Below are 14,639 nucleotides of genomic sequence, written 5' to 3'. Positions count from 1 at the left end.
GGGGCTCGTATCCCGGCCCGCGCTTGGGGGGTACCCGCTCCCGATTTACCGTGGCCTTTTGTGACGGGCCGGGGGGGGGGCGTGTTTTTTCAGGTAAACCCCCCCGCCCCCACCGAATTGCAGAGCTTCTAGAAGCCCTTACAAGGGAAGCCCGCGCCACCCCTCCCGGTCCACCCCGCCCGGCACGGGAGCCCCCGCGTCGTACGGCTCCCGGGTGAAGAAGAACGACCCCAGGTCGAGATGGCTCACCGTCCCGTCGGGCCGCCGCACCGCTCGCAGCTGCTCCCCGGCGAAGTAGCCGTCGAGCCCGGTCCAGACGCCGTCGCCGTTCGGCAGGAATCGCGATCCGCGGCCCCGGCCCTCGATGGGCGACAGGTCGAGTGCTCCCTCGGCCTGCGGCCGCAGTACGAAGGTGCTCGTCCCCCAGTACCAGGGCCCCGCCAGCTCCAGCAGTCCCTCATCGAGCTCGGGAAGGGGACGCCACGCCGCCGGGATACGAGGCTCTGCCTCGGCCACGATCTTCAGCAGGTCGAGAGCCAGCGCCGTCACGGCAGGGCCAGAGGTGCAGTTGGTCAGCGTGACCGCCACCAGGCCGTCCTCCTCGCTCGCCCACAGCCCGGCCATGAAGCCCGGCAGCGAGCCCCCGTGCCCGGCAAAGGCGCGCCCTTCCCCACGGATCAGCTGCGTCCCCAGGCCGTACGTCACGTCCCAGTCCCCCGGGAGCAGAGGCGCCGCCGGCGCCCGCATCTCCCGCACCGTATCGGCGCACAGGACCCGGTCGTCGCCCTCCAGGAGGAAGGCGGCAAAACGCCCCAGGTCCGCCGTCGTGGACCACAGCTGCCCGGCCGGAGCCATGAGCCCCAGGTCCTCGGCGGGTTCGGGCATCATCACGTCCGCCCACGGATGGACGGCCCAGCCACCCGCATGCGGGGCCTGCGGCTGCGCACTCGTACGGTCCAGGCCCAGCGGCTCCAGGACCTCGCGGCGCAGCACGGCTTCCCAGGAGTCCTGCCGCAGCTCCTCGATCAGCGAACCGAGCAGCGTGTAACCGGGGTTGGAGTAGTGGAACCGGCGCCCGGTGGGGTGCTTGAAAGCCTGCTCACCGAGTACGTCCTCGAGCTCGGGGCGCTGCGAGGCCGGCGTACGCTCCCACCACTCACCTGGGGTCTCGGCCGCCAACCCGCTGGTGTGCGCAAGGAGTTCCGCGATGGTGACGTCGCCCGCGGCCGTTCCCGAGAGGTGCTTCTCCAGGGGGTCGGAGAGGTCGAGGGCACCCTCGTCGCGCAGCCGCATCACCAGTACGGCAGTGAACGTCTTGGTGATCGAGCCGATGCGGTACTGGACGTTCTCGTCCGGTGCATGCCCGTCGACGCAGGTGCGCCCCTCGGTCCACACCAACTCGCCGTCCCTGAGCACCGAGGCGACGAGCGAGGGCGCCCTCCCCTCCGCCTGAGCTGTGGCGACTCGGTGCAGCAGGGCTCGACGGGTGGTGGGCAACAACTCTTCACGCGGTGATGTCATGGCCCCAGTCCACCTTCGGAGACGCCGCGCGTCGAGCGAATTCCGCCGGGCGCGCTACGCGGAGCTCGTAGATCGACCACGCTCGTCGGAACGCGTAGCCGTGGCCTTGAAGAACGTGTAGTGGAAGGCCCCGTCGTCGTCCGCGGTCCTGCGCAGATCGGCGATCCCGCGGTCCCAGTCGGCCTCGGTGATGAGGGACGAGGCCAGCGCGTCGCCCCTGACGGATTCGATCATGGCGATGAACGTGCTGCGGGTGAAGCCTTCGACGAGCTTGGGCCGGGTCCGGTCCGCGTAGACGGTGCAGGGCCGCACCCGGACGCCTTCGTAGCCCGCCTGCGTGAGTAGCGGTTGCAACTGCCGCCCGACCAGGGCGTTTCCCCCGCCGTCGGCCTGGAGCTGAACCAGGCAGTCGATCGCCGCACGGGCGTAGGCGCTGTCGGGATGGAAGAACGCCGACCCGTGGTCCCCTTCGATCACGGTGACGGTCCCGCCTGGCCGCAGCAGCCGTCGCAGTCCGGCGAGCGCCCGCTGGGCCGCCGCCAGATGCTCCAGGACGAAGCAGACGAAGATGTGGTCGAACTCGGCGTCCGGGAAAGGGAGAGCGAAGAGATCCGCACGGCACCACTGCACGTGCGCGTCGGGCGCGTGCGCCGTCACGCGGGCGCCGGCCTTCGCCAGGGATTCCGCGGACCGGTCGACGGCGACGAAACGGGCCCCGGGGCTTGAGTCGATCAGGTGGACGGTCTGGGCGCCGACCCCGCATCCGACCTCCAGGATCCGGCTCCCCGCCGGATACGCCGTGCCGGCGTGCAACAGCGCGGCGAGAGTGTCCGCCTGGTCCCCCAGCCTGCGGGCCTCACGGTGCGAGTATCCGTGGACGTAGTCAACTGCCGGTCGCGCGGCGGGATCCGGTGTCGTTGTGGTGGTGTCGGCTGCTGCGGCTGCTGTCTGCATGACCTCACCCTGCTGCCACTATGGCCCGGTGAACAGGTCCAATGACAGCGCCACTGACCGGTCCATATCGAACGGGACAGGGTCCCCGGCCCCGGGATCCGCAACCGCCGCGGCAGAGTCCCCGGCCCAAGGATCCGCGACGTACGCGGCGCCGGCCGGCGCCGACTTCCTCCAGCTGAACATCGACGACGCCCCGGCGGGTGGCCGTGCGGACTGGCTGGCCCGGCACCTGCGCCTCGCGATAGCGGACGGCCGCCTGCCGGTGGGCAGCAGGCTCCCGGCCACCCGCGTCCTCGCGGGCGAACTCCGCGTGTCCCGCGGCGTCGTCACCGAGGCCTACCAGCGCCTGAACGAGGACGGACACGTCGCCGGGCGGGGGCGAAACGGCACGGTGGTGGTCGCCGCACCGGCGAAAGCCCGGCCCGAGGCGCCCGCGGGCCCGCCTCCGCCGCCCCCGAGCGCCCTGTTCGCCGCCCCGCCCGGCACGGACGTATTCGACGCGCTGCGATCCGCCCCGGCCCGGATCGATCTCTCGCCCGGCATGCCCGATCTCGCCGCCTTCCCCCGCACCGCGTGGCTGCGCGCCGAACGCGCCGTACTCAAGGAGCTCTCGGCGTCCGACTTCGGTTACGGAGACCCGCGCGGGACCCTGGCGCTGCGGATCGCCGTCGCGGACTGGCTGGCCCGCAACCGAGGCATCCGCGCCGACCCGGGCGACGTGGTCATCGCCGCGGGCACCGCCCAGACCCTCACCCTGCTCGGCCAGGTGCTGCACGGCGACGGCATCCGCGCGGTGGCCGTGGAGGACCCCGGCTCGCTCGGCGCCCGCCAGCATCTGCGCAACGGTGGCCTCGCCACCCCACCGGTTCCGGTCGACGCCGAGGGCATCCGCGTCGACGAGCTGCGTGCCACGGACGCCCCCGCGGTACTGCTGACTCCGGCGCACCAGTTCCCGACGGGCGTGGTGCTCGGCGGTGAACGGCGGCGTGACCTGATGCGCTGGGCCACTGAGCGGGGCGGGCTCATCATCGAGGACGACTACGACGCCGAGCACCGCTACGACCGCGCTCCGGTCCCCGCCCTGCGCTCCCTGCTCGCCGAGCACGTCTGCTACGCCGGGAGCGTGTCCAAGCTGCTGGCTCCCGCGCTGCGCATCGGCTGGGTCCTCGCGCCGCCGAGGTACCGGGACGCGCTGGTCGCCGCCAAGCGCTTCGCCGACCTCGGCAACGCCGTACTGCCCCAGATCGTCCTGGCCCAGCTGATGGAATCGGGCGCCCTGGAACGCCAGTTGCGTCTCCTGCGCGGCCGCCACCGCCGCCGCCGGGACGCGATGATCGCCGCGGTGAGAACTCATCTGCCCCAGGCCGTCGTGCACGGCGCCGCGGCGGGCCTGCACCTGACGATCACCTTCGACGACGGCTTCCGCGACACCGACCTCGCGGCGGCGGCCCTGGCCCGCGGTGTGAAGGTCCAGCCCCTGTCCTGGCACAGCCAACGGCCGCACCGCCCCGGCCTGGTCCTCGGCTACGCCGCTCCCACCGCCACCGACATCGCCGAGGGCATGGCAGCCCTCGGCAAGACCTTGCGGCACCTGTCCTGACGTACCGCTGAAACCGTTGGTGGGGTCTCGCCGCCGATGGGTCTCGCCGCCGATGAGTTTCCCGCGCCGCGCCGGTCTGTACGTGGGAGACCGATTCACGGAAGGCTGGCGCCATGCGGAAATTGATCTACGGCATGAACCTGTCCCTGGACGGCTACATCGCCGCGCCCGGCGACGACATCGGCTGGAGCGTGCCGAGCGACGAGCTGTTCCAGTTCTGGTCCGACCAGCTGCGGGCGACCGAGCTGACGCTGTACGGGCGCAAGCTGTGGCAGACGATGAGCTCCTACTGGCCGACCGGCGACCAGCAACCGGGCGCCACCCCGGCGGAGATCGAGTTCGCGCACCGCTGGCGGGACATGTCGAAGGTGGTGTTCTCCTCGACGATCGACAAGGTCGACTGGAACACCCGCCTGGTCTCCGGCGACGCGGTCGCCGAGATCACCCGGCTCAAGGCCGAGGACGGCGGCCCGATGGACATCGGCGGCGCGACACTCGCCCGGGCGGCCATGCGGGCCGGGCTGATCGACGAGTACGTGCTGGCCACCGCGCCGGTCCTGGTGGGCGGCGGCACACCGTTCTTCGCCGCGCTGGACAACTGGGTGAACCTGAACCTGGTGGAGACGCGGACGTTTCCCTGCGGCGTGATCCTGACCAGGTACGAGACGAGGCACTGAGCGCCGTCCGGAAGTCACGGGCCCGGAACCGCTACGTCTGCGCCATGTCCACGAAGCGCGAGTAGTGGCCCTGGAAGGCGACCGTGATCGTCGCCGTCGGACCGTTACGGTGCTTGCCCACGATGATGTCCGCCTCGCCCGCGCGCGGAGACTCCTTCTCGTACGCGTCCTCGCGGTGCAGCAGGATCACCATGTCCGCGTCCTGCTCGATCGAGCCGGATTCACGCAGGTCGGAGACCTGGGGCTTCTTGTCCGTGCGCTGCTCGGGGCCACGGTTCAGCTGCGAGAGCGCGATGACCGGGACCTCGAGCTCCTTGGCGAGCAGCTTCAGGTTTCGCGACATGTCCGAGACCTCTTGCTGGCGGCTCTCGGCGCGCTTGGAACCACCGGACTGCATCAGCTGCAGATAGTCGATGATCACCATCTTGATGTCGCTGCGCTGCTTGAGGCGGCGGCACTTGGCGCGGATCTCCATCATCGACAGGTTCGGGGAGTCGTCGATGTAGAGCGGGGCCGCCGAGACCTCGGGCATCCGGCGCGCGAGCCGCGTCCAGTCCTCGTCCGTCATCGTGCCGGAGCGCATGTGGTGCAGCGCCACCCGTGCCTCCGCGGACAGCAGGCGCATCGCGATCTCGTTGCGCCCCATTTCCAGGGAGAAGATGACGCTGGGCAGGTTGTGCTTGATGGACGCGGCGCGCGCGAAGTCGAGCGCCAGCGTGGACTTACCCATGGCGGGACGGGCCGCGATGACGATCATCTGGCCGGGGTGCAGACCGTTCGTCAGCGAGTCGAAGTCGGTGAAGCCCGTCGGCACGCCCGTCATCTCACCGCTGCGCGAACCGATCGCCTCGATCTCGTCGAGCGCGCCCTCCATGATGTCGCCGAGCGGCAGATAGTCCTCGCTGGTGCGCTGCTCGGTGACCGCGTAGATCTCGGCCTGGGCGCTGTTGACGATCTCGTCGACGTCGCCGTCGGCCGCGTATCCCATCTGTGTGATGCGCGTGCCCGCCTCGACGAGGCGGCGCAGGACCGCCCGCTCGTGGACGATCTCCGCGTAGTACTCGGCGTTCGCCGCCGTCGGCACCGTCTGCACCAGCGTGTGCAGATACGAGGCCCCGCCGACCTTGGTGATCTCGCCGCGCTTGGTGAGCTCGGCCGCCGCGGTGATCGGGTCGGCCGGCTCCCCCTTGGCGTACAGGTCGAGGATCGCCGTGTAGATCGTCTCGTGCGCGGGTCGGTAGAAATCGTGGCCCTTGAGCACCTCGACGACATCGGCGATGGCGTCCTTGGAGAGCAGCATGCCGCCGAGCACCGACTGCTCGGCATCGAGGTCCTGCGGCGGTACGCGCTCGAAGGCGGTTCCGCCGCCGCCGTCCCAGCCCCCGCCTTCACGGCCACGCTCGTGCTGCTCGTCGCGGCCTCGGCCTCCGTCGCGGCGCTGTCGGGAGGCGGGCAGACGGTCACTGGGACCGCTGTCGGCCCAGGGGTCGTCCAAGGGCTCGGAAATACTCACCGGGCCACCTCCCTCACGTCCGCCGCGCGGACCTAGCCGTGCCCCTCTTTCTTACGGCACGACACTGACAAATAAGCGGCCCAACTCCGGTTCTGACGCGTCGGATTTACGGGCTTTCCGAGGCAGGATCACGAGGGGGGCGCCGCCCTACGGTAGGCCCGTGGCCACCGTCAGCCAATCTGGTTATCCACAGGCGGTGTGGATGACGGGCGCGTTGCTGTGGAGAACCCCGCCAAACCTGTGCACGGCTCGGTGGACAGCCCTGTGAACAAGCACTCAGCCTTCTCTACAAACACGCCCTGACCTGCGCGTTTCACATCCACCGGCTGTGCAGAAGAAAAACTTCCCCAGTCGGCCCAAGATCCTGCCGAACAGCGCCCCGATGAGCGTCCGACTCGAGACCAGGTAAGGGTCTTAAGGACATTGCATCTCTTACCTGTGGAAGATTAGATTGGTGTCCATGACACAGGCTCCCGCGGCGACCAAGGCCGCTCGGCGACAGCATGACCGAGAGATCATCGCCCTCGCCGTTCCCGCCTTCGGCGCACTCGTCGCCGAGCCTCTCTTCGTGATGGCCGACAGCGCCATCGTGGGCCATCTCGGCACCGCACAACTGGCCGGACTCGGCGTCGCCTCGGCGCTCCTCACCACCGCCGTGAGCGTCTTTGTCTTCCTCGCCTACGCGACCACGGCCGCCGTCGCCCGCCGGGTCGGCGCCGGAGATCTCCAGGCCGCCATCCGCCAGGGCATGGACGGCATCTGGCTCGCCCTCCTGCTCGGCGCCGCCGTCATCGCCGTCGTCCTTCCCACCGCGCCCGCGCTCGTGGAGCTCTTCGGCGCATCGGACACCGCGGCACCGTACGCGATCACGTACCTCCGCATCTCCTCGCTCGGCATCCCCGCCATGCTCGTCGTGCTCGCCTCCACCGGTGTCCTGCGCGGACTGCAGGACACGAAGACCCCGCTGTACGTGGCGCTCGGCGGCTTCGTCGCCAACGGCGTCCTGAACGTGGCCCTCGTCTACGGCGCCGGCTGGGGCATCGCAGGCTCCGCCTGGGGCACCGTCATCGCCCAGTGCGCGATGGCCGCCGTGTACCTCTTCGTCGTCGTCCGCGGAGCCAGACGGCACGGCGCCTCCCTGCGCCCCGACGCCGCCGGCATCAGGGCCTGCGCCCAAGCGGGCGCACCACTCCTCGTCCGTACGCTCTCGCTGCGGGCCATCCTGATGATCGCGACCGCGGTGGCGGCCCGCCTCGGCGACGCCGATGTGGCCGCCCACCAGATCATCCTGTCCCTGTGGAGCCTGCTGGCCTTCGCACTCGACGCCATCGCCATCGCCGGCCAGGCGATCATCGGCCGCTACCTGGGCGCGAACGATCCCCAGGGCGCGCGCGACGTCTGCCGCCGCATGGTGCAGTGGGGCATCGCATCGGGGGTCGTGCTCGGTGTCCTTGTCGTCCTCGCCCGGCCGCTGTTCATCCCGCTCTTCTCCAGCGACTCCGTCGTCCAGGACGCGGCCCTGCCCGCACTCGTGGTGGTCGCCATCTCCCAGCCGATCTGCGGCATCGTCTACGTCCTCGACGGCGTCCTGATGGGCGCGGGAGACGGCCCGTATCTGGCCTGGGCGATGCTGGCCACGCTGGCGGTCTTCGCTCCAGCGGCGCTCCTCGTACCGACCCTCGGCGGCGGACTGACCGCCGTCTGGGCAGCGATGACCCTGATGATGGCGGTCCGCATGGTGACCCTCTGGCTGCGCACACGCTCCGGCCACTGGATCGTCACCGGCGCCACCCGCTGAACCTGACCCGCTGTTTCACGTGAAACAGCCTGCGTGAAACAGCGGTGTCCGTGAAACACGTTGGGCCGCACCCTGAGGGTGCGGCCCAACGGTTGCTTCAGCCCTGCCAAGCGCAGTGCTTAGGCGGAGACGACCTCGATGTTGACCTCAGCGGCAACCTCGGGGTGCAGACGCACGGACGTCGCGTGGGCGCCCAGCGTCTTGATCGGCGAGCCCAGCTCGACACGGCGCTTGTCGATCTTCGGACCACCGGCAGCCTCGATCGCCGAAGCGACGTCAGCCGGGGTGACGGAACCGAAGAGACGACCGGCGTCGCCGGAGCGGACGGCCAGACGGACCTTGACGCCCTCGAGCTTGGCCTTGACCTCGTTGGCCTGCTCGATGGTCGCGATCTCGTGGATCTTGCGAGCACGACGGATCTGCTCGACGTCCTTTTCGCCACCCTTGGTCCAGCGGATCGCAAAGTTCCGCGGGATCAGGTAGTTGCGGGCGTAGCCGTCCTTGACGTCTACGACCTCGCCGGCGGCACCGAGGCCGGAGACCTCGTGGGTGAGGATGATCTTCATTAGTCAGTCACCCTTCCCTTATCGCGCGGTGGACGTGTAGGGCAGCAGCGCCATCTCACGGCTGTTCTTCACGGCCGTGGCGACGTCACGCTGGTGCTGCGTGCAGTTGCCGGTCACGCGGCGGGCACGGATCTTGCCGCGGTCGGAAATGAACTTCCGCAGCATGTTCGTGTCCTTGTAGTCCACGTACGTGACCTTGTCCTTGCAGAATGCGCAGACCTTCTTCTTAGGCTTGCGCACAGGCGGCTTCGCCATGGTGTTTCTCCTGTGTGATCAAGAAGTGTGGGAACGGCCCACCCTTGGCCCTGAGGCCTAGAAGGGAGGCTCGTCCGAGTAGCCGCCGCCAGAGCCGCCGGAGCCGCCGGAGCTTCCGCCCCAGCCACCGCCGCCGCCCTGCTGGCCGCCGCCGGCCGGCGCACCGGTCGCCCAGGGGTCGTCGGCGGGAGCACCGCCGCCGCCCTGCTGCTGACCGCCACCGGAGCCGCCGCCCCAGTTGCCGCCGCCCTGCTGGCCGCCGCCACCGCCGCCGAATCCGCCGCCCTGGCCGCCTCGGCCGGTGGTCTTGGTGACCTTGGCCGTGGCGTTCTTCAAGCTGGCGCCGACTTCCTCGACGTCCAGCTCGTAGACCGTGCGCTTGATGCCCTCACGGTCCTCGTAGGACCGCTGCTTCAACCGGCCCTGCACGACGACGCGCATGCCTCGCTGAAGCGACTCCGCGACGTTCTCCGCCGCCTGACGCCAGACCGAGCAGGTGAGGAAGAGGCTCTCGCCGTCCTTCCACTCATTGGTCTGACGGTCGAAGGTGCGGGGAGTGGACGCGACACGGAACTTCGCGACCGCCGCACCGGACGGGGTGAAGCGCAGCTCGGGGTCGTCGACAAGATTGCCGACTACCGTGATGACGGTCTCGCCTGCCATGGGGGAACCTCTCGGCGGGTTTGCTGCTGGCTGCTTTTGCTGCTGCTACTCGGATCCCGAGTACCGCTGAGCTACGGAGCTCAGTGGGTCTCGGGACGGAGGACCTTGGTCCGGAGGACCGACTCGTTCAGGTTCATCTGGCGGTCGAGCTCCTTGACGACCGCAGGCTCGGCCTGCAGGTCGATGACCGAGTAGATGCCCTCGGGCTTCTTCTTGATCTCGTACGAGAGACGACGACGGCCCCAGGTGTCGACCTTCTCAACCTTTCCGTTGCCCTCACGGACGACGGAGAGGAAGTTCTCGATCAACGGGGAGACAGCGCGCTCCTCGAGATCGGGGTCGAGGATGACCATCACTTCGTAGTGACGCATGTGGAACCCACCTCCTTTGGACTCAGCGGCCACGGTCGTTCCGTGGCAGGAGGGTCGTGATGCGTACGCAACGATATCGGCAGCCACTGACAATCGGGCTTCCCGATCAGTAGACCGATCGGGAGTCCCTGCCATGGCCTGGGCAGACACCGGTGCAGACGGTACAGAGTACCCGCACCTGGGCTTCCGGTTGAAATCCGGCCGCGGAAGGGCAGAATCTGTACACATCGGGTGTGTATGGCGCTACAGTGCGCCGCTTTCCGCAGGAGGTGCCTTATGGCACAGACATTGCGACCGAACACCGCCGGTTCTCTCTTCGCCACCGACGGCAAGGCCCATCCCGTGCAGGACACGCTGCTCGGCGTGACCCTGATCCTGGGTGCGATCGCCTTCGTCTCGGCGATGTTCCACAATCTCCACCTGCTCAGCTCCTGGGCCGGCCTGGTGGGGATCGCCACGGGTGCCTGGGGACAGTTCATCTCCGAGACGACCCGCGAACGCTTCGGCCTGATCCTCGGCCTCGGAGCATCGGCGGTCGGATTCTTCCTGGGTATGGCCCACGGCGGACTCTTCGGCGGGCTCTGGTAGCCACCCCTCGACGCCCCCGCCGCGCACAGGGCGGGGGTCAAGGTTCCGTACGCCCAGACGGGGCGCTCTCGGGGCACAGTAGGCTTCGGCGCGAGAGCCGGAGCCCCTGTACCCATGGGGACACACCAGCCCGAGGAGCGCCCCGAATGAGTCTGACCCTGAGGACCATCAGTCGCGAGCAGCATCTGGCGTATATCCAGAGCCTGCCGTCGGCAAGTCATTGCCAGGTCCCGGCATGGGCGGATGTGAAGAGTGAATGGCGTTCGGAGAACCTGGGCTGGTTCGACGACCGGACCGGCGAACTCGTCGGCGCGGGCCTGGTGCTCTACCGACAGCTGCCCAAGGTGAAGCGCTACCTCGCGTACCTTCCCGAGGGCCCGGTCATCAATTGGTACGCCCCGAACCTGGACGACTGGCTGCAGCCGATGCTCGCGCATCTGAAGCGGCAGGGCGCCTTCTCCGTGAAGATGGGCCCGCCGGTCGTCATCCGGCGCTGGGACGCTCCCGCGATCAAGTCGGGCATCCAGAACCCGGACGTGAAGCGCCTGCGGGACGTCGAGGCCACGCACATCGAGCCGCGTGCCTTCGAAGTCTCCGACCGGCTGCGCAAGATGGGCTGGCAGCAGGGCGAGGACGGCGGCGCCGGATTCGGTGACGTACAGCCGCGTTATGTCTTCCAAGTCCCGCTGGCCAACCGCTCCTTGGACGAGGTCCTCAAGGGCTTCAACCAGCTGTGGCGACGCAATATCAAGAAGGCCGAGAAGGCCGGCGTCGAGGTCGTCCAGGGCGGTTACGAGGACCTCGCCGAATGGCAGCGCCTTTACGAGATCACCGCGGTCCGCGACAAGTTCCGTCCGCGGCCGCTGGGTTACTTCCAGCAGATGTGGCGGGCCCTCAACTCCGAGGACCCCAACCGCATGCGGCTGTACTTCGCGCGGCACAACGGCGTGAACCTGTCCGCGGCGACGATGCTCGTCGTCGGCGGCCACGTCTGGTACTCCTACGGCGCGTCGGACAACATCGGCCGTGAGGTCAGGCCCTCGAACGCGATGCAGTGGCGGATGCTCCGGGACGCCTACGCGCTCGGCGCCACCGTCTATGACTTGCGGGGCATCTCCGACTCTCTGGACGAGACGGACCACCTCTTCGGACTGATTCAGTTCAAGGTGGGCACGGGTGGAGAGGCTGTCGAGTACATCGGCGAGTGGGACTTCCCGCTCAACAAGCTGCTCCACAAGGCGCTCGACATCTACATGTCGCGCCGCTGACCGCACCGCCCCGGCACAATTCGCGCAACCCCGAATAGTCTTCATACCTCTGATACACCGCAGCCACGAGAAAGGTTCCGGGATCCGGCCATGGCGCTCACGCTCTATGTCGACACCGCGCGCTGGCGGGCACACCACAAGCACGTGCTGGAGCAGTTCCCGGGAATCGTCCCGGTCTGCAAGGGCAACGGCTACGGCTTCGGTCATGAGCGCCTCGCGGAAGAAGCGACCCGCTTCGGCTCCGACGTCCTCGCCGTCGGCACCACGTACGAAGCCGCCCGGATCAAGGACTGGTTCAGCGGTGACCTGCTGGTCCTGACCCCGTTCCGGCGGGGCGAGGAGCCCGTGCCGCTGCCCGACCGCGTCATCCGCTCCGTGTCGTCCCTGGACGGCGTACACGGCCTCGTGGGCGCCCGCGTCGTCATCGAGGTCATGTCCTCGATGAAGCGGCACGGCGTGAGCGAGCAGGAGCTCTCACAGCTGCACGCGGCCATCGAGGACGTGCGGCTCGAGGGCTTCGCGATCCACCTGCCGCTGGACCGCACCGACGGCTCGGACGCCGTCGAGGAGGTCATCGGCTGGATGGACCGGCTGCGTGCCGCCCGTCTTCCGCTGCACACGATGTTCGTCAGCCACCTCAAGGCCAACGAACTCGCCCGCCTGCAGCAGCAGTTCCCGCAGACGCGCTTCCGCGCACGCATTGGTACGCATCTGTGGCTGGGTGACCACGAGGCCACCGAGTACCGCGGCGCCGTCCTGGACGTCACGCAGGTGACCAAGGGCGACCGCTTCGGCTACCGCCAGCAGAAGGTCGCGTCCGACGGCTGGCTGGTCGTCGTCGCGGGCGGCACGTCGCACGGCGTCGGCCTGGAGGCGCCGAAGGCGCTGCACGGCATGGTGCCGCGGGCGAAGGGCGTGGCCCGCGCGGGCCTCGCGACCGTCAACCGCAACCTCTCGCCCTTCGTCTGGGGTGGCAAGCAGCGCTGGTTCGCGGAGCCGCCGCACATGCAGGTCTCCATCCTCTTCGTACCCTCGGACGCGCCCGAGCCGAAGGTGGGCGAAGAGCTGGTGGCCCATCTGCGGCACACCACCACGCAGTTCGACCGCATCGTCGACCGCTGATCGCGGCCGGAACGACCACAGGCCGAACAGGCTGAACAGACTGAAGGGCCGGGAGCGACAACTGTCGTTCCCGGCCCTTCAGCCGTTCCTGGCCTTCAGTCGTTCCCGGCCACCTCAGCGGCCTGTTCGCTCAGGGCGAAACGTCGCCCGACGTCGTCCCCCATCGCACCTGAGGCGCCTCGGTGGCGTGCACCGCGTGCCGCGGCGGATGCGCCGCCTGACCGAGGACGAAGACGTCCTGTGCGCCGTCCAGGACGCCCCCTGAGGGGTCATCGTCCCCGGACCGCCGTACCGGGTCCCTCTCCGGCATCAGGATGTCGCGTACGACCACGGCACACAGGTACAGCGTCCCCAGCAGGTGGACCACGATGGCGAGTTGATAGCCCTCGGTCGGCAGGCCCTTGTGAGCGTCTCCGCTTGTCGTGTACGCGAGGTACAGCCAGATCCCCAGGAAGTACCCGACCTCGCAGGCCTGCCAGATCAGGAAGTCACGCCAGCGCGGCCGGGCCAGCGCTGCGAGGGGGATCAGCCACAGTACGTACTGCGGCGAGTAGACCTTGTTGGTGAGGATGAACGCGGCGACCACCAGAAAGGCGAGCTGCGCGAAGCGCGGGCGGCGCGGCGCGGTCAGCCCCAGCGCGCCGACTCCGAGGCAGGCAAGCAGCATCAGGGCCGTCGCCAAGGTGTTGACCGTGTCCGTGGACAGCGGGTCGTCCATGCGCTGCGAGAGGATCAGCCAGAACGAGCCGAAGTCGACGCCCCGCTCCTGGCTGAAGGTGTAGAACTTCGCCCAGCCCTCGCGGATGTGGAAGCCCGTCGCGTCATGCGCGATCATCACCGGCAGGTTCACCACGAGCCAGGCCCCCACCGCGGCCCCGGCCGTCATGAGGAACGGCCGCCAGCGCCCTGCCCGCCAGCACAGGATGAGCAGCGGCCCCAGGAGCAGCGCCGGGTAAAGCTTCGCGGCGGTCGCCAGGCCCAGCAGGACGCCCGCGGAGAACGTCCCCCCGCGCGCCCACATCAGCATCGCGGCAGCCGTGAGAGCAACGGCGAACAGGTCCCAGTTGATGGTGGCCGTCAACGCGAAGGCGGGCGCCAGGGCGACCATCAGGCCGTCCCAGGGGCGGCGCCTGTGAGTGCGGGCGACACAGACGGCGATGACCGCCGTACAGGCCATCAGCATCCCGGCATTGACCATCCAGTAGAACTTCTCCTGGTGCTGGATGCTGCCGCTGCCAGGGGTCAGCCAGGAGGCCACCTCCATGAACACACCGGTCAGCACCGGGTACTCGAGGTACTCCATGTCGCCGGGCAGCTTGTCGAAGTAGGGCACGAGCCCGTCGGCGAAACCACGCCCCTGGTAGAGGTGCGGGATGTCGGAGTAACAGGCGTGCGTGTACTGCGAGCTCGCGCCCTGGAACCAGGCGCCGTCGTAGCACGGCATCTTCTGCACCATGCCGAGCGCGAACATCCCGATGGCCACGAGCGCGATGACGCGTACGGGGGTCCACCATGTCGCCGCGTACAGCACTCTGCGGCCGATGGGTCCCCCGATCAGCTCACTGCCGGCCGCGGCGACCTCATCCTCCTTGGTCGGCCGTACGGGTTCCGGCTGTTGCGCACTGGTGGTCTTGTGCACGCTCGTGCGCGTCGTCTCTGCACTGGGCATGCCGCACATCCTGCCGTACGCGCCTGAGAAGACGACGAGGGCCGCCACACCGGTGCGGTGTGGCGGCCCTCGTC

The 14,639-nt window shown here is 69.0% G+C and carries 14 protein-coding genes; 6 read left to right on the top strand and 8 right to left on the bottom strand.

What is annotated here, in order from left to right:
• Positions 1-138: 138 nt before the first annotated feature.
• Both ACWGI2_RS26985 and ACWGI2_RS26980 read right to left on the bottom strand, forming a co-directional pair.
• Positions 139-1,521, bottom strand: a complete 1,383-nt coding sequence (locus ACWGI2_RS26985) for a serine hydrolase domain-containing protein (RefSeq protein WP_453698098.1) — start codon at positions 1,519-1,521, stop codon at positions 139-141.
• Positions 1,522-1,575: 54 nt separating this feature from the next.
• Positions 1,576-2,475 (bottom strand): methyltransferase domain-containing protein, encoded by a 900-nt coding sequence (locus tag ACWGI2_RS26980; protein ID WP_453698096.1) that lies wholly within the window; start codon positions 2,473-2,475, stop codon positions 1,576-1,578.
• 28 nt (positions 2,476-2,503) lie between these two features.
• On the opposite strand from ACWGI2_RS26980, the gene pdxR reads away from it, so the two are divergent.
• Both pdxR and ACWGI2_RS26970 read left to right on the top strand, forming a co-directional pair.
• Positions 2,504-4,075 (top strand): MocR-like pyridoxine biosynthesis transcription factor PdxR, encoded by a 1,572-nt coding sequence (pdxR, locus tag ACWGI2_RS26975; protein WP_453698095.1) that lies wholly within the window; start codon positions 2,504-2,506, stop codon positions 4,073-4,075.
• A 113-nt stretch (positions 4,076-4,188) separates the two neighbouring features.
• Positions 4,189-4,752 carry a dihydrofolate reductase family protein gene (locus tag ACWGI2_RS26970; RefSeq protein WP_453698094.1) on the top strand — a complete coding sequence of 188 codons (564 nt, stop codon included), beginning with the start codon at positions 4,189-4,191 and terminating at the stop codon, positions 4,750-4,752.
• A gap of 31 nt (positions 4,753-4,783) precedes the next feature.
• Here the strand turns inward: ACWGI2_RS26970 and dnaB are convergent, their stop codons facing one another.
• Complete coding sequence (gene dnaB / locus ACWGI2_RS26965) at positions 4,784-6,265, bottom strand: replicative DNA helicase (protein ID WP_453698093.1); 1,482 nt, start codon at positions 6,263-6,265, stop codon at positions 4,784-4,786.
• Positions 6,266-6,725: 460 nt separating this feature from the next.
• Between dnaB and ACWGI2_RS26960 the strand changes: the two genes are divergently transcribed.
• Complete coding sequence (locus ACWGI2_RS26960; protein ID WP_453396719.1) at positions 6,726-8,063, top strand: MATE family efflux transporter; 1,338 nt, start codon at positions 6,726-6,728, stop codon at positions 8,061-8,063.
• Between the two features lie 119 nt (positions 8,064-8,182).
• Here the strand turns inward: ACWGI2_RS26960 and rplI are convergent, their stop codons facing one another.
• From rplI to rpsF, 4 genes are all read right to left on the bottom strand, one after another.
• Positions 8,183-8,629: a 50S ribosomal protein L9 gene (rplI, locus tag ACWGI2_RS26955; protein ID WP_453396720.1), complete on the bottom strand. Its 447-nt coding sequence runs from the start codon at positions 8,627-8,629 to the stop codon at positions 8,183-8,185.
• Positions 8,630-8,647: 18 nt separating this feature from the next.
• Positions 8,648-8,884: a 30S ribosomal protein S18 gene (gene rpsR / locus ACWGI2_RS26950; protein WP_003949403.1), complete on the bottom strand. Its 237-nt coding sequence runs from the start codon at positions 8,882-8,884 to the stop codon at positions 8,648-8,650.
• A 57-nt stretch (positions 8,885-8,941) separates the two neighbouring features.
• Positions 8,942-9,547: a single-stranded DNA-binding protein gene (locus tag ACWGI2_RS26945; protein WP_453396721.1), complete on the bottom strand. Its 606-nt coding sequence runs from the start codon at positions 9,545-9,547 to the stop codon at positions 8,942-8,944.
• Positions 9,548-9,627: 80 nt separating this feature from the next.
• Positions 9,628-9,918 carry a 30S ribosomal protein S6 gene (gene rpsF / locus ACWGI2_RS26940; protein WP_006604399.1) on the bottom strand — a complete coding sequence of 97 codons (291 nt, stop codon included), beginning with the start codon at positions 9,916-9,918 and terminating at the stop codon, positions 9,628-9,630.
• Between the two features lie 276 nt (positions 9,919-10,194).
• Here rpsF and ACWGI2_RS26935 point away from each other — a divergent pair, with 276 nt between their 5' ends.
• The 3 genes from ACWGI2_RS26935 to ACWGI2_RS26925 all read left to right on the top strand — a co-directional run bounded on the left by ACWGI2_RS26935 (position 10,195) and on the right by ACWGI2_RS26925 (position 12,896).
• Positions 10,195-10,506 carry a hypothetical protein gene (locus tag ACWGI2_RS26935; RefSeq protein ID WP_453396722.1) on the top strand — a complete coding sequence of 104 codons (312 nt, stop codon included), beginning with the start codon at positions 10,195-10,197 and terminating at the stop codon, positions 10,504-10,506.
• 146 nt (positions 10,507-10,652) lie between these two features.
• Positions 10,653-11,774 (top strand): lipid II:glycine glycyltransferase FemX, encoded by a 1,122-nt coding sequence (locus tag ACWGI2_RS26930; RefSeq protein WP_160506092.1) that lies wholly within the window; start codon positions 10,653-10,655, stop codon positions 11,772-11,774.
• A gap of 90 nt (positions 11,775-11,864) precedes the next feature.
• Complete coding sequence (locus tag ACWGI2_RS26925; RefSeq protein ID WP_160506093.1) at positions 11,865-12,896, top strand: alanine racemase; 1,032 nt, start codon at positions 11,865-11,867, stop codon at positions 12,894-12,896.
• 130 nt (positions 12,897-13,026) lie between these two features.
• On the opposite strand, the gene ACWGI2_RS26920 is transcribed toward ACWGI2_RS26925, so the two are convergent.
• The gene (locus tag ACWGI2_RS26920; protein WP_453698301.1) at positions 13,027-14,574 is read right to left on the bottom strand and encodes a glycosyltransferase family 87 protein; all 1,548 of its coding nucleotides are present in this window, start codon (positions 14,572-14,574) and stop codon (positions 13,027-13,029) included.
• Between the last annotated feature and the right edge of the window lie 65 nt (positions 14,575-14,639).

It is taken from the genome of Streptomyces sp. NPDC054866, assembly GCF_053610745.1.
The sequence above is the reverse complement of the archived record's forward strand: the minus strand, read 5'-3'. Positions and strand labels throughout refer to the sequence as shown.